The organism is Solihabitans fulvus (assembly GCF_008386585.1).
Lineage (GTDB): Bacteria > Actinomycetota > Actinomycetes > Mycobacteriales > Pseudonocardiaceae > Solihabitans > Solihabitans fulvus.
The window spans coordinates 1-19127 of the sequence record NZ_VUOB01000040.1; the positions used below are offsets into that span (position 1 = coordinate 1).

The window sequence follows — 19127 nt, forward strand, 5'->3', positions numbered from 1 at the left end:
GAACTATCGGGAGTTGCGGGCGGCGCATCGGGACTGGCAGGACGGGCCGATCGCGCGGTTCGACGAGTGCAACTGGTGCTACCGCAACCGGTACGTGGATTTCGACGAGGTGTCCTACCCGCTCTACGGCCGACACATCGTCCCGCTCACGATCGCCTCCTGCGCGGGTTTCACGCGCCGACCGTCGGCCTGACGCGCCCGAACCTCCAGTGCCACCTGCCCTTTCCCGCACATCGGACGAAGAGGTTGCCATGTCGAACGACCAAGCACTGCCGGCGGACGGCCGCCCCATCGACTGGCCGGTGTGGCCGGAGCTCGACGAGCACTCCTCCCTGGCTATGGCCAGGGCGCTGCTCAGCGGCCGGCTCGCGGTCAGCGGCGGCAAGAGCCTGTGGCCGTCCCAGACCGTGACGGCGGCGCGCACCGTGGCGCGCATGTCCGGGCGCAGGCACTGCGTGCTGACCACCAGCGGATCGACCTCGATCGTCGTCGCGCTGCACGCGCTGGGCATCGGTCCCGGTGACACGGTCGCGATGACGGCGGCCACCTGGGTCGCGTGCGCGACCTCGGTGCTGCGGGTCGGTGCGACACCGGTGTTCTTCGACGCCACACCGGAATCGCCCTGCGGCGACCCGGCGACCCTGGCCGAGCGGCCCTCGGCGATCCTGGGCATCCACCTGTTCGCGCAGCACTTCGACGTCGCCGCGGCCAGGGCGCGCTTCCCCGGCGTGCCGATCATCGAGGACGCCTCACACACCCAGTTCGGGCTGACCGCCGACGGCAGCCGGATCGGCTCGCTGGGCGACCTGTCCATCATGAGCCTGCAAGCCTCGAAGATCATCACCAGCGGCGAGGGCGGCGCGATCCTCACCGACGACGAAGACGTCCTACACCGCCTGGAATCCCTGGTGATGGACTCCCGCAGGCGCGCGGCCCTGAACTCGCCGATCGCCTGGAACGAGCTGGTGCCGGCCAATCTCCTGCACGGCTCGAACCAGTCGCCGCCCGAGTACACCGGCGCCCTGCTGGCGGACCAGCTCGGCAGATTCCCGGCCCAGGCCGAGCGCCGCACCGCGGGCGCGCGGACCCTGGCGGACGCCCTGGCCGGCAGCGGCTGGGAGATGGTCACCGACGAGGCCGCCGTCGCCAGCGGGTCCTTCTACGGCATCATCGTGCGAATCCCCGAGGGCGCCGGCACCCCGGACGAGGTGATGTCCGCGGTGGAGCGGGAGACCGGCCTGGTGATCTCCACGGTCTACGACCCGGTCGCCGAGGGGCCGCTGTACCTGCCGGAGACGATCAAGCAGTTCGCCGCGCTGCGGGCCCCGGCCGTGGACCTGCCGCACGCCCGAGCGTGGTTCGCCAACTCGGTGATGATCTCGCACATGGCGTTCCTCGCCCCAGCCGAGGACCTCCGCCGCCTCGCGGCGGTCCTGCGCTCCCTGGAACCCGGCGCGAAGACCACCGTACCGATCCACGCTTCCCCTTCTCCCACAACGACAGTGGACGTCGTCGTGATCACCAAGGGCGAGCGCGACACGCTGGCCGGCACCCTGGCCAGCGCCCTCAAGCAGGACGCCGACGCGACCGTCCGGCTCACCGTGTGGGTGGACGGCGACCGCGTCCCGGACGCCATCGCCGAGGTCCCTTGCGAGGTGATCAGGATCGCCGCCGACGGCCTGCTCCCCACAGAGCCCTTCGCGAGGATCGCCGCGCTGCGCGACCTCGCCGCGACCCGCTGCACCGCGGACTACGTGGCCTTCCTCGACGACGACAACGAGTGGGACACCAACCACCTGTCCACCCTCCTGGAACTGACGACCGCCGGATACCCGGTGGCGCACTCCTGGCGCACCCTGGTCAGCCCGGACGGCCTGCCGACCACGGTCGACCGATTCCCCTGGCGCGCCCCGTCAACGGCGGCCGAGGCCCTGCTGACCCAGCTGGCCGCCGCGGACGTCATGGACAACGACAGCCCCACGGTTCGCGACAGCGCGACCATCGACGGCGTCCCCGGCCTGCCGGGCATGGTCGACATGGGCGAGTGGCTGTTCGACCGCGACGCTCTGCGCCTGCTGCGCTTCAGCCGCCCGCGCACCCCGGCCGAGGCCGAGGCCCGCCTTGGCGAGGACGACGTCCTCCTGGAACAGATCCACCGCCTTGAGTTCCCCGTTGGCCGCACCGCGCAGCCGACCCTGCGCTACCGGCTGGGCGGCATGTCCACACCCGAGTACGGGACGGGGCAGGCCGCCGAATGACACACGTCCTGCTGGTCGGCGGCGGCCGCTGGGGCCGGGTCCTGGCCGGAACCCTGCTGGGCAACCACCTCGCCGACCGAATCACCCTGGTCGCCGACCACGGCTTCGACCGGTGCACGCAATGGGCCGAGGCCGATCCCGACCGGGCGACCCGAGTCGAGATCGTCCGCCACACACCGCCCGACCTCACCTGCTACGACGCCGCCATCGTCGCCACCCGGCCCGCGACACACGCCGACGCCGCCACGCCCCTGCTCCGCGCTGGCCTACCGGTGCTCGTGGAGAAACCCCTTGCCGCACAACCACAAGCCGAACGCGCCCTCCTCGACCTGGCCAGCCAGAGGGCAAACCTCCTGGCCGTCGACCATGAATTCCTGCTGGCCGCCTGGGTGCACGACCTGGCCGCCCGACTGCGCCAGGACCCGATCACCGCCCTGCGAGTCGTCTGGCGCGAACGGCACTCCGCCGATCACGGCACGGAAGTCCGCAACACCGACCTCACCGTGTCCGCCGTGCGCGACCTGATGCCGCACGTCCTGAGCATCCTCACCACGCTCCTCGGCCCGGCCGAACCCACCGCGCTGACCCTGTCGCAACGGGCAGCAGAGGACGGCTTCGAAGCCGCGTTCCGGTATGCCGACATCCCCATCACCTGCGAGGTGCTCAGAAACTCCACGGGCCGCCACCGCAGACTGCACATCGAAACCCGAAGCACCGCCTCCCTCGAGGTGGACTGGAACTCCGACCAGGCCGAACTGATCCACCCCGACGGCGACCGATTCCCCCTTGGCGCAGCCGCCCCCGGCACCCTGACAACGGCCCTGACCGCATTCCTGACGGCGGCAACGAACCGCACAACCGCGCCGTGCCCCCTGGAAGCGACCGCCGCGCAGCACATCCTCGCTGGTACCTGGGCGCTGGAAGACGCCTTGACCGCGGACATCACCGACACTCTCGCCGCCTCGCCATCGGCCGCCACGCGCGACCGCATGGCGGCGATGCTGCGCACCCGCATCGCCCCCGCGCTGGAACGCGCCGGCCTGGTGACCCACGCCGGCGACTGGAACGCCGTCGAGGCGGCCGCCCACGACCTGGCGCACCTGTCCACGCAGGCTGCGGCCAGCCCCTTCACCCCTCTCGAAGAGCTGCGCGCCAGCCTGGGCCGCGACCGAAAGTCGTTCGCCGCGCTCCTACAGGCCTTCCGCGAGGTACCCGAGCTCGCCATCCCGCTCCTGTCCGGCGAGTCGGCCAAGTACTGGCGCAACACCCTGCTGCCGATGGAGTCCGCCGGCGTCTTCGACGCGGTCCTGGACGGCAAACCCCGCCACCCCTACCGAGTGGGCCTGTATCCCGGGCCGACGTGCATGTTCCACTGCACGTTCTGCGCGCGGATCGAGGGCGAACGCTACGAGACATCGGAAATCGCCGCAGGCGAGGAACTGCTCGGCAAGGTCATCGACGAAGCTCCCACCGACGACCCGGCCATTTTCTACATCTCCGGCGGCCTGGAACCCCTCACCAACCCGACCCTCGGCCGCCTGGTGACCCGCGCGGCGGCCCGGGGCTTCAACCCGACCTGCTACTCCAACGGATTCGCGCTGACGCCGCAGACGCTGGCCAGGCAACCCGGCCTGTGGGACCTGAGCGCGATCCGCATCTCGCTCTACGGCCTGGACGAACAGGAGTACGCCGCGACAACCCGCCGCACCGGCGCGTTCGACCGGGTGCGCCGCAACCTGAGCCGCTTCCTTGAACTACGCGCGGAACGCGCCGCGCCACTCCGAGTCGGCCTGAACTACGTCGTCCTGCCGGGTCGCGCCGAACGCCTCCCGCGCCTGATCGACCACATCGCCGGGATCAACGAGTCCGCGCCGGACCGCCCCATCGACTTCCTCACCCTCCGCGAGGACTACAGCGGCCGAGCAGACGGGCGGCTGCCCGAAACGGAACGCCAGGAACTCCTTGGCGCCCTCCTCGCACTGGAGGATCGGGCCGGCGAACTCACCCCGACCCTGCACATCGACTACGGCTACGCGCTCCAGGGCATCCGCAGGGGAGGCGCGGCCACGCTGCCCTACTCGACCCCGGCCCTGATGCGCGGACGCGGCTATCCCCAGGCCTCGGTGGTGGTCGACCTGCGCGGCGACGTCTACCTCTACCGCGAGGCGGCGTTCCCCGGCCTGCCCGGCGCGACCCGCTACGTCATCGGCCGCATCTCACCCACAGCCGGCCTCGAACAGATCGTGACGGACTACCTGGCCGACCCCACCCGCACCGTGGAGCCAGTCGACGGCGACGAGTTCTACCTGGACGCGTTCGACCAGGTGGTCACCGCCCGCCTGCGCCAGCTGGACGCGGACGTGGACGCCGGCTGGTCCGCCCATCGAGGCCTGCTCCGATGAGCCGTACGAACCGAAGGGGAGGTGGCGCGATGCGATCGATCGACACCCTGGACACACTTGACCAACACCAACTCGACTTCTTCCACGAGTTCGGCTTCCTGAAGCTCCCCGCCTTCCTGGACTCAGACACCGTCGCGGCGCTCGAGTCCGAGGTCCGCGACGGCCTGGCCCGCAGCTACCAGCTTCCCACCGACAAACCCAGCGTGGTCACGGGATACGAGGGCTTCTACCTACCCCTCATGGCCGAACACAGCCCCACCAGCAGGGCGCTGACCTCAGGCAACGGGCTCCTCTCCCTGGGCGGTCAACTCCTTGGCGCCCCCGTGATGCCCAAGCCGGCCAAGGGAATCCTCTACAGCGACGCGTCCGGCTGGCACCGCGACGCCGCCCACCCCGACCTTCGCGCCATCAAGGTGGCGGCCTACCTCAGCCCGGTAGCGGCCGAGTCGGGCGCGCTCCGCTTCGTCCCCGGCTCGCACGAGCAGCAGTTCTCCGACCGGTTGGCGGCCTTCCGCGACAGGCACCCCGAGTCCACACCCCTTGACGAAGCGGCCGAGGCCGCCTGGTGGCCCGGCATCACGGCCGCGACCGACCCCGGCGACCTCGTCGTGTTCGACGTGCACATCTGGCACGCGGCGCTGTTCGGCAGCCTGCGCGCGCAGTGGAGCGTCTCCTACGTGGCGATCCCGGAGACCGAGTCGCAACGAGCCGCCGCCCGTGACTACATCGACCTCTTCCTGCGCGTGGGGCACCGCTACGACACACGGACGTTCCCCTACTACGACCCCGACTGGCTGACCGACGAGCGCCCCGACTTCGCGCACGCCATGGCGGACCTCGGGCTGTTCGACGCCGAGCCGGGGGAGGAGTGATGGGACTGCGACTCGGAATCACCGGCGGCGCGGGCTTCCTCGGTACCAATCTCGCCAAGGCCGCCAAGGCGAACGGCCACGAACCAGTACTGATAGACAGGGCAGACCGCCTGGGCCGGCACGCCCACAGCGAGCCGGACAACAGGACCACCCTCACGGAACAGGACCTCAGCGCCGGCGACGCAGGCTCGCTTGGCGGCCTGGACGCGATCATCAACCTGGCGGCCCTGGCCCACGTCGACTACTCCCTGCACTTCGGCGATCGGGTACTGGCCAACAACATCAAGGTGCAACGGACCGTCCTGGAAGCCGCGGCCCGTTACGACACGCCCGTCCTGTTCACCTCCTCGATCGAGGTGTACGGGGGTAACCACGGCGCGCTGTTCGACGAGTCGTCGCCGCGCCTGCCGCTCTCGCCCTACGCGGAGTCGAAGATCCGCTGCGAGGACATGGTCGGGACCTACCGCCGGCAACGCGGCGTGCGCGCGACCACCGTGCGCCTGACCAACCTGTACGGGCCGTGGCAGTCGCCCGACCGTATCGTGCCGCGCATCATCGCGCAGGCCCACGCGGGCATGAGGTCGCAGGTGACGACGGGACGCCTGCGGGACTTCCTCTACGTCACCGACGCGGCCGCCGCGATCCTCGGCCTGGTCGAGTCGAACAACTGGGGCGGTTGCCACAACATCTCAGCGGGCAAGGGCGTGACCCTGGAGGAGGTCGCCGACGGCATCGCCGCGAGGATCCCGGCCTGCGAGTACGACACGGTCGAGGCCGTGGACCGCGACGGCCGGGGCCCCTGCCTGATCGCCTCGGCGGACCACCTGCGCACGGTCCTTGACTGGCAGCCAACGGTCGAACTCGACGAGGGCCTCGACCGAACAGTCGACTGGTATGCCAGAAACCGTGCCTGGTGGGGGAGTTTCGACCGTCTCCTCCGAGCCGATCGAAATGGTCCAAGCTTCCTCCTCGACCACGCGGGAGCACTCTGATGACAACCGCCAACCGCAGGACCCGAATCGCGATAGTCGGCGGCGGCATGGCAGGCCTGGAACTGGCCAAGGAGCTGCACCGCCGAGGCGTCACCGACCTGTTGGTCATCGAGGCGGGCCCCGCCAAGGAGCTCCGACACGTCAACCGCACGACGAGCCCGGAAGACGCGCTCCAGATGTTCCTGGCCCCACACAACGACCCGCACTTCCACCGCCCCTGGACCTCCGAGTCGTCCCCGCACTACGACGGCCGCTCCGGCCTGCGTCGCCGCCTTGGCGGCCGGTCGCTGTACTGGTGGGGCGCCACAGTCCCGATCGAGGACTGGGCACTGAACGACCCAGCCTGGCCAAGCGCCATCACGCAGGACCTGCGCGACTCCTGGCGGGACGGCCCCTCCCTCTACGAACGGGTGGCGGCCGACCTTGGCGTCGAAGCCGCCCTGTCCACCAGCCCACCAACCCCACTGGCCATCGGCAGCCACCGCTTCAGCACAGTCGTCCGCGCCTACCACGACGACCCGACGGACCCGGACCAGTGGGCCGCCTACTCCCCGCTGGACTACTGGCGCGACCCGTTCACCGGGGCCGCACTCCGCGACCCCGACCGCCCGCCGACGCTGAGCGACACAGAAGTCCTGGCGGTGACGACCCACAGCGGCACAGTCACGGGCTTGACGGTCCGCCACCGCACAACCGGCGAGCTGGACCACATTGCGGCCGAGACGGTAGTCCTCAGCGCCGGAACGATCGAGAACAGCAGACTGGCCATCCAGGCCAGGCACACAGCCAACAACTCAGTTCCACCCCGCCTGGCCGGTCTGACCGACCACATAGTCCACGGCTTCGCCGCCACCCTGAACGTTGCCCGAAACCCGAACCTCCCGGAAGGCTCCTACTTCATGCCGGGCGGCCCACAGGTCCGCGCCAACGTCTTCCTGGATCTCTTCTGGCAGAACGACAACCAGCTCTACGTCAACGCGAAGACGACCGGTGAGCAGCTACGCAACGAGGACTCCTACGTGGACTGCGTCCCCGCCGACTCCTACCCCTGGGAGGTCCGAGTCCACACCAGCCTCTCCGCCCGTGACAACGAAGTCGTGTCAGCAGAACGCGATCTCCTCAACAACATCTGGCACGAACTGGCCGAATCCCTCGACCACCCGGCCGAAGACCTCCCCTTCGACGACTTCCAGAACCCCGCCACGACGAACGACACCGTCCTCCCGGAGTCGGCCGACACACAGCCCGTCGGCAAGCCCATGGCGTGGTCCGTCCTCCTGGGCACCGAGGAACACGAAGGCGGCACATTGCCGCTGGGCGGAGTGGTGGACGAGCGTCACGAACTGGCCGGTGTCCGAGGTCTCCACATCGCCGGCCCGTCGCTGTTCCCACGGATGGGCGCGGCGAACCCATCGCTGACCACGCTCGCCCTGGCGCGTCGACTAGCCGCGATCCTGGCGGACTGACGCCCGACCACCCGGTGAGCCGGATGATGGTGGCGCCCGCGGTGGTCAGGACGTGGTGGACGCGGACCTGCTGGCCGAGCGTCACCCGGTGTTCCGCGCGCACATCGAGGCGTCGTTCGGATTCCAGGTGGCCGAGCCGTACCACGGCCCGGTGGTGCATCTGATCGCCTCCGAGTCACTGTCGCAGCACCCCGCGCTGGGGCCCGGTGGCAACCGACCTGACCGAGCACATCGTTCCTGGTAGCCACCATTCGATCTGGACGGGCGACAGCCTGCGCCGGCCGGCGGAGCTGACGCGGGCCGCACTGGCTGTTGTCGACTGACCGGCCTGAGCCGTCGCCCGATCCAGCTGAGATCCACAGAGGCGTCAAGAGCGTGCTTGTTCGGCACTTATCCCGCGCTTATTCCCTGGTTATTGGTCGGTGTCAGTCTGTGAACCAGGCCGGATCCGCTTACCTGACAGCGGATCTTCTTCTGGCCTGTTCATCGGTGACCACTGCGCGAGCTGACGGCGCACGGTCAAGCAGAAGGCGGAGATCAACCAGACATGACACTCTTTCGAACGCTCGTGGCGACCGCGCTGGCCGGCGCGGCTCTCGTCCTGGCCCCACTGGGTATCGCCGGCGCGGCCACGCCCGGCTCCGCCGGTTCGGCGTCGGTCCACCCCGATTCCTATCGCGCGCCGAACGGCGACTTCGTCATGCAGCGCGGCGACGTTCTGTGGCGCGGCGGTTACCTCGTCGCCGGCTGTAACACGCTGAGCATGCAGGGCGACGGCAACCTGGTGGACTACCACTGGGGCAACGCGGTGTGGGCGACCGACAGCTACGGCAGGGGCAGCCACCTGAGCATGCAGTCGGACGGCAACCTGGTCGAGTACGACGACCAGGGCCGGGCGGTGTGGGCCGCCGGCACCCAGGGCTCCGGCGACCACTTCACCATCCAGACGGATGGAAACCTCGTCGTGTACCGGGCCGACAACACGCCGGTCTGGTCTGCCGGCACCTTCGGCCGCGGCTGCTGATCCGAACACCGGAGCGGACCGGGACGCGCGAGGGGCGCGGTCCGGTCCGCTCCGGACCATCCGCAGCTCTGCGGTGCCTACGACGAAGGACCACGGGGGACGCGCCACTAGGCTTGACCAGGGTGCATCCAGTACGGACAGGGGCGGTGCGTGGAGGAGACGGGGGCGCAGTCGACGGGGCTGCGGTTCGCGGTGTTGGGGCCGGTGCGGGCCTGGCGGGGGGACGAGCCGCTGGATCTGGGCGGCCCGCAACGGCAGGCCGTGCTGGCCATGTTGCTGTTGCGGAAGGGGCGGCCGGTCGGCGCCCAGGAGCTGGTCGACGCGGTGTGGGGAGAGGATCCGGCGCCGAGCGCGTTGGGGGCGCTGCGCAACCAGGTCCTGTCGCTGCGACGGGTGCTGGAGCCCGAGCGGCGGGCGCGCGACCGCCCGTCGGTGCTGCGTTCGGTCGGGGACGGCTACGCGTTGACCCCGGAGCCGGGCGCGGTGGACTGGGCGGTGGCCGAGGCCGGCGCGGCGGCGGCCGTGCTGGCACGACGCGCGGGTGACCTCGTGCTGGCGCGGGCCGAGCTGGCTGCCGCGTTGGACTCCTGGTCGGGTGAGCCGCTGGGGTCCGTGCCGGGGCCTGGCGCGGAGATCGAGCGCATCCGGCTCATCCAGTGCCGACTCGGGTGGCAGGAGGATCTGCTGGATCTGGATCTGTCGCTGGGCCGGCACGGCGAGGCGGTCCCTGAGCTGATGCGGCTGGCGGCCGAGCACCCGTTGCGTGAGCGGTTGCAGGGCCTGCTGATGACGGCGTTGTACGGGGCGGGCCGTCAGGCCGAGGCGTTGGAGGTGTACACCCGCACGCGGCAGGTTCTGGTGCAGGAGCTGGGCGTCGAGCCGGAGCGGGAGTTGAGCGCTCTGCACCATCGCCTGCTGTCCGGAGAGCTGACCGCGCCGCAGGTCACGGGCGCGGCGTCTCGGGCGGTGCGGCCCGCCCAGCTGCCGGCGGACATCGGGGACTTCACCGGACGCGTCGACCTGATCGAACAGATCATCGACGTGCTGGTCTCCGATTCGATGGCGGCGTGCGCGGTGGCGGGGATGGGCGGGGTGGGCAAGACCACCCTGGCCGTGCACGTCGCCCACCGGGTGCGCGAGCGGTTTCCGGACGGTCAGCTGTACGCCAACCTGCGAGGGATGGACGAGCATCCCGCGTTGCCCGGCGAAGTGCTTGGCGGGTTCCTGCGGGCGTTGGGGTGCCAGGAGGGCGAGATCCCGCGCGACACGGAGCAGCGGGCCGCGCTGTACCGCAGCCATCTGGCCGGCCAGCGCGTCGTGGTGTTGCTGGACAACGCCAAGGACGCCGCGCAGATCCGGCAGCTGATGCCTGGCACGCCGGGTTGCAGCGCCCTGGTGACCAGCAGGGTGCTTCTGTCGGGGCTGTCCGGCGTGCGCGTGCTGCCGCTGGAGGTGCTGGACCCGACGGAGGCGCTTGACCTGTTCACCAGGGTCGTCGGCAGGGAGCGGGCCGACGCGGAGCGCGAGGTCTGTCGCGCGGTGGTGGCCGCGTGCGGCTTCCTGCCGCTGGCGGTGCGGATCGTCGGCGCGCGGTTGGCCAGCCGAGGCGGTTGGAGCGTGGCCTCGGTCCTGGCGCGGCTGTCGGACGAACGCCGCCGCCTCGACGAGTTGCGCGCGGGCGACGCCGCCGTGGAGGCGACGTTCCGGTTGGGGTACGGGCAGTTGGACGCGGAGCAGGCTCGGGTGTTTCGGCTGCTGGCCGTTCCCGATGTGCCTGGGCTGCCGGTGGAGGTCGCCGCCGCAGTGCTGGAGTGCTCGAGGGAACGGGCGGACGAGGTGTGCGAGTCGCTCGTCGATCTCGGCCTGTTGCAGTGCACCGCGAGCGGGCGTTACCGCTACCACGACCTGATGCGCCTGTTCGCGTTGCGGCAGCCCGGTCCCGACACCGACGGAGGGCAGGAACCGGACCAGGTGTTGGCGCGGGTGTTGGACTTCTACCTTGCCAGCGCCAAGAACCTGGTGGGGCTGCGCAATCGCGGCACGATGCTGCCCGTGCACCTGTCCCGGACTCGCTCGGCCGGCGTGGTGTTCACGGACGCGGTGGCGGCCCAGCGCTGGCTCGACAGCGAGCGTCCCACCGTGACCGCCCTGTACGCGCAGGCCGCCACCACACCAGCAGCGCCACTGGGCCTGGCCGCCGACCTGGCCTGGGCGCTCGCGGAGACCTTCGACGCCTCCACGATGGCGCTGGATGTCGCGCGCCGGTTGGGCATCCTGGCGGAGGTGGCAGCCTCGGCCGGTCAACCGATGGCCGAAGCGCGGGCGCGGGTGGCCTGCGGCAGCGTCCTCCTGTTGGAGCTCGGGGAGCGGGGGCGGGCTCGTGAGCAGCTGTCCGACGCCGTGACTTTGTTGGAGAGCGGGGGAGATCCACGGCTGCTCGCCTGGGCAGTGCACGTCTTGGCCACCGTCGACCAGTTCCAGGGTGACACGGACGCCTCCGTCGAACGCTTCGACGTGGCGATCACGCTGTATCGCCGACTGGGCGAACGGTGGGGCGAGGCGCTGGCGCTGGCCACGTTGTCCAAGACGTATTCGGACGTAGACAGGTTGGCCGATGCCGAGCGGGCGGCCCGAGGTGCCTTGGAGATCGCGGAGGCGACCGGCGACCGCGCGGTCGAGGCGTTCGCCACCCAGGAGTTGGGCTGGATCGCCTGGTGTCAGGGGGATCGGCAGCGCGCGTTCGAGAAGGCCACTCGCGCGCTGCGGCTGGCCAGGGGCAACGGCAGACGCATGCAGGAGGGTTGGTCGCTGATCCGGCTGGCCCGGCTGCATCTCGCGGACGGCGACCCGGTCAGGGCGGAGTCGACCGCGGCGGAGGCCGTGCAGGCGCTGACCGAGACCGCGGACCACACGCATCGCGGCAACGCCCTGCTGTTGCACGGCATCGTGCTGCAACGGCTCGGTCGACTCGACGACGCCCGCGAGCGTTACGCCAGCGCGACCGAGCTGTACACCCGACTCGAACTGCCCGCAGCGGCCCGCGCCAGGGAACTGCTCGACGAACTCACGGGGTGAGGCCGTCGGATGCCGCCGGATCACCGCCGGGGTGATCCGGCGGTGATCCGGTCATGATCCGGTTGTGCGACAAAGGGACCGTGCCCGTTCATCGACACGAACCCGAAGGCCGTCACATGATCAAGGATCTGGCCGGACTGCTGCGCGAACGCGCAGCGAGAAGCCCCGAGCGTGTTCCCCTCATCTTCCTGCCCTCGGCTGCCGACGGCGCCGACGTCCCGCTCGGCTACGCCGAACTGGATCGGCGGTCCCGCGCGTTGGCCGGTGCGTTGCAGCAGCGGATCCCTGCGGGCAGCAGGGTCTTGCTGGCCTGCCCCACCGGACCGGACTTCGCGGCGGCGTTCTTCGGCTGCCTGTACGCCGGGGTCGTCCCGGTGCCGGTTCCCCCGCCGCTGCCCGGTGCGATGGCCGACCGTTTCCACGTCGTCCGCGCCGACTGCGTGCCCGAGCTGCTGATCACGGTCGATGCCTGGGCGCAGCTGCTGCGTCCTGTGGGCCTGCCGATCCTGGCTGCCGACACCGTCGCCGCCGACGAGGCCACGGCCTTCCGGCCAGCGCAGATCCACCCTGAGGACACCGCCTATCTCCAGTACACCTCCGGCACCACGGCCGATCCGCGCGGCGTGGTCGTCAGCCATGCCAACGCGTTGGCCAACCTCCGGGCGGTGAGCGCCGCGACGCGGGCGACCTCGGCCGATCGCGTGGTCGGCTGGTTGCCGCTGTTCCACGACATGGGGTTGGTCTCCCAGCTGCTGCACCCCGTGTACGAGGACTTCCAGGCCTTTCTGTTGCAACCGCAGGACTTTGTCTGCGACCCCGGCCGCTGGCTGCGCGAGATGTCCCGGCGCCGGGCCACCAGCGGCTCCCTGCCCGGCTTCGCCTACGACATGCTGCTGCGTCGGGTGCCCGCCGACCAACGTGCTGCTCTCGACCTGAGCGGCTGGCGGTTGGCCCTGTGCGCGGCCGAGGCTCTTGACCCGGTTCGAATGCGGGAGTTCGCAGCGGGATTCGAGCCGGCCGGATTCGACCCGGCGGCCTTCTACCCGACCTACGGCATGGCCGAGGCAGTCGTCATGGTCTGCGCCGGCGTGCCGGGCAGGCCGGCCGCGCCGCTGCTCGTCGACCGCGCGGCACTGGCCCTCGGGCGGTTGTCGGCCGCCGACACCGGGATGGCTGTGGTCAGCAGCGGCCGCCCGCTGGCGGGCATGTCGGTGCGGATCGTCGACCCGCACGGCCGTCTGCCGCTCCCGTCGGGCCAGGTGGGCGAGATCCTCATCGCCGGGCCAAGCGTCACCCGCGGCTACTGGAACCGCTCCGCGACACTCGTCGAGATCGACGGTGTCGGGCACCTGCCCACCGGAGACCTTGGCGCCTTCCTCGGCGGCGAACTGTATGTGCTGGGACGGACTGCTGACCTGATCGTCGTCGACGGCGGCGCCCACTACCCGTCCGACGTGGAGCGGACCGCAGCGGCAGCCCACCCCGGCATCCGGTCCCGGACGTGCGCGGCCTTCGCCGTGCCCGACGGGTTCGTCCTGCTCGCCGAGACCGACGGTGCCACCGACCGCGACGAGGCGGCGGCGGCCGTGGCGGCTGCGGTGCACGCCGAGCACGGCATGCGACTGACCGAGGTTGTGCTGGTCGACCGAGGCACGGTTCCCTTCACCACGAGCGGAAAACTGCGCCGAGGCGCCTGTCGCATCCGCTATCTGGCCGGCGACTTCACCGCGCGGACGGCGAGTGCACGGTAGCGCCCGCCGGTGTTCCTCGACAGCGCACCGGACGCGGTCAGGAACTCGCAACCGGCTGGAGTCGCGCGCCCGCAGGGACGGCCGAGCAGGATCCTCTCGTCAACCTCTCGGGAGCGGGAGCGGGGGCCGCATGATTCGGTCGTCGATCGGGTTGAGCGGAGCCCCCTGATCCACGGGGATCGTCCACCCGTGGTCTCTCGCCCGCAGACCGTCATTGACCATGTTCACCAGGGATGGCGACGCGTTGAGCATCGGCAGGGGCGGCACGCGGCCATCCGGCGTGTAGTGATAGAGGCCGATGTAGTTGGTCGTGTCGCGCGGTTCGAGCTTGCCGAGAGTTCCTGTCTGCGCGTCAAGGAAAACGATGCCGTGCGGTGTCCTCACCACGTTGAACACGTGCCCCGTGCCGTCGGTGCGGCCGAGCTGGACCACGCCACGGCCACCGTGCTGCTCCATGTGCTGGATGAGCTCGTCGTAGCTGTTCATGGTGTGGTAGGTCCCTTCGTACCGTTCGTGCAGGACGTTGTACGACTCGAAACTGGGATAGGAGGCCGTGGCTTGGCCGGGGAAGCCGCTCAACAGTGCGTCGGTCGCGAGCACACACTTGTTGCAGTTGATGTCGTGGCCCGGCTTGCGGTCCTCGAACTGCGTCCGGTTGATGCTGTCGAACCCAGGAAGCTCTTCTCGTAGGAACCGCTGGCCTTTCGTGTCGTCCGTGGTGAGCGCTCCGGTGGGTGTCCAGACAGGGGCGCCGTCCAGCCTGAACAGCTGGCCGTCTCGGCCCAGTGTGTGGTCTGTGTCGTGCTGGTCGCGATAGTGCCGGCTACCGTTGGCGTCAGGGGTCGAGAAATGGGCGGGATCGAACTGCATTGGCCTGCCGTCAGGCCCGATCACGCGGTGGCCCGTCGGATCGAGCCTTCCGACAGTTCGCCAGGTTGGGCCCCACGTGGACACTCGACCATCGGTGGCCACCTTGTGGTGCCGGCCGTGCTCGTCGATGCCGTACCGGTAACCGTCGGGGCGGGGGGCCGAGAAGGACGCGGGGTCCAGACTCAGCGCCCCGCCGCCATGCCAGGCGCCGGGCCACCGGCCTCGCCTGTCGACAACCAGGTCCACGGCGGTGCCGTGGTGGATTGCCGGGCGGGTGGTGATGCCAGCCACCGGCCCCCTAAGGAGCCGCCAGCGTGCCGGATCCGAAGAAAGCAGCGATGCCGGCCGGGTCGAGGCCGCGTCGTAGAACGGATGCGATTCCTCCTGGGCGACCAGCCGCGGGCGCTGCGGCCGGTCGGCCGCCGGTTGAGTCTCGGCGGCCGGTAGGAAGCGGCCGGTCGGTGCGTTCGTCGACCGGGTGAAGACGTGGCCGACGTCGATTGTGGCGCGGGTCGCGCCAGCGGTCCACTCACCGAGGCCGCGTACCGAACCGGCTGTGCTCCGGCCTATTTCGCCTATCGAGGTTCGAGGCGCCGAACGGTGACCGGTGTCGACGCGAGGCTGATGCTGTCCCGGCGTCGCCGCGGGTTTCGCCGCCGAACCGCTCGGCAGCTGCGACGCGCGTGTCGCCCTCGGCGCGGCCGAACCATGCGGCACGTGGGGAGCGTGGACCATTGGTGCGGATCCCTTCTGGAGTCTGGCCGGCCTCGAAACCGCCGGCACGACGCTCGCACCCATCGATCACCAGACGATCATCGGTCGATCTGCGACTGCCGGGGCCTCGCCGCGCGCTGGGAACTCCTAGCCGGTGGCCGGGTCAGCCGGGTGTCGTCGACGTCGCGGAGCAGCGCGAGGGCTTGGCGGTGCACTGAGGAGTGACATCGCTTCTGGCACTTCAGAAGTAGGAGTGTCGCGGGCGCGCGGAGATCGGTAGTCGTTTGGCGTCGAAGGCAGGTGGGCGCCCATCGCTTGCGGCGGGTTGGCTTTCAGCGGGTGCCGGCGGTGTTGGTGTTGGTGTCGACGTAGAGCGTGCTGCCATCGGTGGTCCGCTCGTAGACGCCGGTGCTGGGCGAGCTCGTCGGCGCGGTGAAGTAGCCCGGCGTGAAACCAGGTCGTCTACGGAACGTGGCGGTGTTGCTGATGGCGCTGTAGTTCGGCTCGCCCCACGCGATCGCCTCGTAGCCGTAGAGCATCGCCGAGTACCAGGCGTAGAAGAACAGGGCCTCGGTGTAGGCGACACTGTCCGTCGTCGTGGTGGTGACCAGCACCCGGAAGTCGACCGAGGACTGGTAGTCGCGGACCTTTTCGGCCTTGTCGTGCCATGCGGACAGCGTCTGGTAGTGCCCGGCCTCGATCTGGTAGCTCTCGGAGAAGTAGAAGTCCGTGCCGCCGACAGCGACCCCACCGTCGGCGGTGTTGAAGACCTGGTCGGGGTTCGATCCGTTGGCAGCTACGGAAAGCCCGTAGTCGTGGATGCGGTCCACCGCCCCGTTCTGCCTGTTCCTGCGGTCGGTGTTGGTGTCGCCGGTGAGGAACTCGTAGCCGAACTGGTCGACGAGCACACCGGTGACGCCCATCGACCGCCACGCGCCGGCCCGTCGTCCCAGCTCGTCCAGTGAGTAGCCGGGTGTGGTGGGCACGTTGCCCAACGGCAGGTATCCGAACACGATGGTCGCGCCGCCGCTGAGGTCGCGGATCGCGGCGATGATCTCGGTAGTGTTTCTGTGGTCGCCGTGGTTGACGTCCTCGACACCGCCGCCGAGGATCACGTACTCGTACTGCGCGAACAGCTTCGCGACCTGGTAGACGCCCCCGCCGCCGTCGAACGCGCTGGGCCACGCGTAGTACACGAGCAGCTTCTTGGGCCGGGCCCGATCGTAGCCCGCCTCCCTGACGAACTTCTCCGGCGTGCCCACCGACGCGCCGTTGGCGAGCACCGCCGCGCCGGTGTCCGGCACCTGCCAGTAGGAGTTGGCGTTCTGCGCCTGCACCGAAACACCGTCGGCGACGGTGCCGAGCGTGAACCTCTCCCATCCACCGCCGACGATCGGCCGGTTGGCGTGCACGACACCGCCACCGCCCTGTTCCGCGGACACGTACCTCCCGTTGGCGGCACGGAAAGTCGTGGCCGGACTGTAGGTGCTCTCGTCCACCACGAAGGTCTCGGCGTCGCGGCTGTCCAGTCGGTTGACGACGACCCGGCCGGCAATGACCAGGCCGGCGGACTCGACGCCGCCGCCACCCTCCACGGCGGACAGGTAGCTGCCGTTGGCGGCCCGCAAGGTGATCAGACCGCCGCCGGCGTCGGTCTTCGTGAAGATCTCCCACGGATCGGGCCCGGTCGCGGGCGGCACCCGCGGCTCGCCCATGGCCACGCCCTCGGCGCGGACATACTGGTTGTTGGACGCGCGAAAACAGCTTCGCTTGGCCACGATGCCTCCCGAACTGGTTACGCCGCACCGAGATCCGCACGGTGCCGTCGACGCTACCGGTGCGATCATGCTTCGTGGCGAACGGTCGGGCAGGTTCGCTCATCCGGCCGAGACGAACTCGTCCCGACGGTCGCACAACGGTCATCGGGCGCGTTGCGCCACGGATGGCCCGTCGGAGTGCGATGGCGATCTCGACGGAGAAAATGGCCAGCTCGGCGATGAAGCGCAGCGCCCAGTTCCGGCGAAAGCCGCAGGTCCGGGCGATTTCTCGCGACGTCGTGCGCAGGATTCCCCGAGTTGGCGATCAGCCCCGGACCGACGCGCGGGTGTCGGGCCGGGACGCTCGGGCGACCAGGCCCGACACCGCGGCGGCGAACTCGGCCGGGGCCTCGACCATCGGGCTGTGTCCGGCGTCCAGCACCGCCAGTTCGGCGTCGGGCAGGTGCGCGACCAGGTGCTCGGCATGGTCGCGCGGCCTGGCCCGGTCCCATTTCCCGTGCACCACGAGGACGGGAACGTCGATCTGGCCGAGCAGCGGGGTGAGGTCGGTGTCGCGCTGGCTGCGCAGGACTTCCAGCACTGCGGCCGGGTCCAGGGTCGCCGGGTAGGCCAGCGCGGCGTCCTCGATGCACTGGTCAATGGGATGGTGCAGGGAGCGCTGCCACAGCGCCTGCCACACCGGCGGGCCCCAGTCGTCGCGGAGTCGTTCGAGGAACGCGTCCACATCGCCGTGGCCGCGCATGTTCGCGCCGCTGTTGGACACCACCAAACCCACCACGGCCGGCGTCCTCGCGGCCAACAGGGCGATCGCACCACCGGTCGAGTGCCCGACCAGGACGACGGGAGCGTGCCGCTCGGCGAGCGTGGCCACGCGTTCGGCCACCGCGTCGAGGCCGTGCGGCCCCGGCCACTCCAGCCACGGCGCCACCTCGACCGGTGTCGCTAACGCCGCGGCCAGTGGTTCGAACATCGCCGGCGGGGCCATGGTGCCCGGCACGCACAGCACGGTGATCTGCATGCGGGCAGCGTACTGCCGCGTCGCGCGGGCGTCGCCGAGAACTGTCCTCACTGGACTCGGTGTTGGTCGGGCGTGGGACCTCCAGCGTCTGGCCGACAGATTGACCGGAGCACGACCGGGACGCGCGCTGGCGGTTTCCAACAACGGTGAACGGGACCTCGCGGCCATTGTCGATCTGTCTCCGCGCACGCTGGCCGAGGACCGACAACTGCTCTTCCGCCGTTTGGGCCTGGCCTCGGGGCCGGTGATCGACGCGTTCGGCGCGGCGGATGTTCGTCTACTACGAGCGCACCGCGCGCGTGCCCGCCGCCGTCCATGCCGAGCCGGCCCGCGCGTGGACCGTCGAGCAGTTGGCCGCCGTCGCCGGGCTGTCCCGTGCCGTTCGGACGAGGCGCTTGGGGTGGACTGGCGAGGGTCCTAATGCCCGGGGTGTCACGAACCCCGGCGGCGCAGCACTGCGGTCTTGTGGCGTGGCACCAACAGCTGGGCATCCTTGGACAGATCACGACGCACCAGCACAGCCCGGATGCCCAACAGACACCGCACGTTCAGGTAGGGCAGCGACAACAGCACCACGTGATCGTCGCAGGCCGCCAGTCGGCAGCCAGACCAACCCAGGTCGGAGATGGAATCGCGTTTCCAAGCCCCACAGGTTCGATGAAGCTGTCGTCCCCGGTCGTCGGGCCGCAGTTGGCCCGGTCAGATCACCCGGACGGATCTTGTCGATGTGGCCGACAGTTCACCTCGACGTGAATGCGCGCTTGGTGATCCCCGGTCAGCGGCGGCCGGTGGCCAGGATGACGAGGAACTGGCCGCCGCCCGCCTCGATGTTGGCGGTCACCGGCAGCCCCGGTACCAGTCGGGAGAACCGGTCCACCAGCCAGTCCGCTGCCTCCTGGGCGTCCTG

The 19127-nt window shown here is 70.2% G+C and carries 14 protein-coding genes; 10 read left to right on the forward strand and 4 right to left on the reverse strand.

Annotated features, from left to right (window positions below):
• From F0L68_RS42535 to F0L68_RS21890, 10 genes are all read left to right on the forward strand, one after another.
• The coding region (locus F0L68_RS42535; RefSeq protein WP_223199020.1) for a hypothetical protein at positions 1-193 on the forward strand (193 nt) is incomplete at its 5' end.
• A gap of 58 nt (positions 194-251) precedes the next feature.
• Positions 252-2258: a DegT/DnrJ/EryC1/StrS family aminotransferase gene (locus F0L68_RS21850; protein WP_149851505.1), complete on the forward strand. Its 2007-nt coding sequence runs from the start codon at positions 252-254 to the stop codon at positions 2256-2258.
• A complete protein-coding gene (gene desII, locus F0L68_RS21855) occupies positions 2255-4660 on the forward strand; it encodes a dTDP-4-amino-4,6-dideoxy-D-glucose ammonia-lyase (RefSeq protein WP_149851506.1) in 2406 nt (801 codons plus the stop codon). Before F0L68_RS21850 ends, desII begins: the two co-directional genes overlap by 4 nt.
• A 29-nt stretch (positions 4661-4689) precedes the next feature.
• The gene (locus tag F0L68_RS21860) at positions 4690-5532 is read left to right on the forward strand and encodes a phytanoyl-CoA dioxygenase family protein (protein ID WP_188316730.1); all 843 of its coding nucleotides are present in this window, start codon (positions 4690-4692) and stop codon (positions 5530-5532) included.
• Positions 5532-6524, forward strand: a complete 993-nt coding sequence (locus tag F0L68_RS21865) for an NAD-dependent epimerase/dehydratase family protein (RefSeq protein WP_149851508.1) — start codon at positions 5532-5534, stop codon at positions 6522-6524. The genes F0L68_RS21860 and F0L68_RS21865 overlap by 1 nt, the downstream gene beginning before the upstream one ends.
• Positions 6524-7990 (forward strand): GMC oxidoreductase, encoded by a 1467-nt coding sequence (locus F0L68_RS21870; RefSeq protein ID WP_149851509.1) that lies wholly within the window; start codon positions 6524-6526, stop codon positions 7988-7990. Before F0L68_RS21865 ends, F0L68_RS21870 begins: the two co-directional genes overlap by 1 nt.
• A 52-nt stretch (positions 7991-8042) precedes the next feature.
• Positions 8043-8234, forward strand: coding sequence for a hypothetical protein (locus F0L68_RS21875; protein WP_149851510.1), 192 nt, complete (start codon positions 8043-8045; stop codon positions 8232-8234).
• A gap of 303 nt (positions 8235-8537) precedes the next feature.
• Entirely contained in the window at positions 8538-9014 is a 477-nt protein-coding gene (locus F0L68_RS21880; protein ID WP_149851511.1) for a hypothetical protein, read from the forward strand.
• A 150-nt stretch (positions 9015-9164) separates the two neighbouring features.
• On the forward strand, positions 9165-12089 hold the full coding sequence (locus F0L68_RS21885) for an AfsR/SARP family transcriptional regulator (protein ID WP_149851512.1): 2925 nt from the start codon (positions 9165-9167) through the stop codon (positions 12087-12089).
• A 116-nt stretch (positions 12090-12205) separates the two neighbouring features.
• Positions 12206-13840, forward strand: coding sequence for a fatty acyl-AMP ligase (locus F0L68_RS21890; protein ID WP_188316731.1), 1635 nt, complete (start codon positions 12206-12208; stop codon positions 13838-13840).
• 99 nt (positions 13841-13939) lie between these two features.
• On the opposite strand, the gene F0L68_RS21895 is transcribed toward F0L68_RS21890, so the two are convergent.
• The 4 genes from F0L68_RS21895 to F0L68_RS42540 all read right to left on the reverse strand — a co-directional run bounded on the left by F0L68_RS21895 (position 13940) and on the right by F0L68_RS42540 (position 18793).
• Positions 13940-15427 (reverse strand): toxin glutamine deamidase domain-containing protein, encoded by a 1488-nt coding sequence (locus F0L68_RS21895; protein ID WP_188316732.1) that lies wholly within the window; start codon positions 15425-15427, stop codon positions 13940-13942.
• A 329-nt stretch (positions 15428-15756) separates the two neighbouring features.
• On the reverse strand, positions 15757-17202 hold the full coding sequence (locus F0L68_RS21900; RefSeq protein ID WP_149851515.1) for a fascin domain-containing protein: 1446 nt from the start codon (positions 17200-17202) through the stop codon (positions 15757-15759).
• A 304-nt stretch (positions 17203-17506) separates the two neighbouring features.
• Positions 17507-18220, reverse strand: coding sequence for an alpha/beta fold hydrolase (locus tag F0L68_RS21905; protein ID WP_188316733.1), 714 nt, complete (start codon positions 18218-18220; stop codon positions 17507-17509).
• Positions 18221-18652: 432 nt separating this feature from the next.
• Complete coding sequence (locus F0L68_RS42540; RefSeq protein ID WP_188316734.1) at positions 18653-18793, reverse strand: hypothetical protein; 141 nt, start codon at positions 18791-18793, stop codon at positions 18653-18655.
• Positions 18794-19127 lie beyond the last annotated feature (334 nt).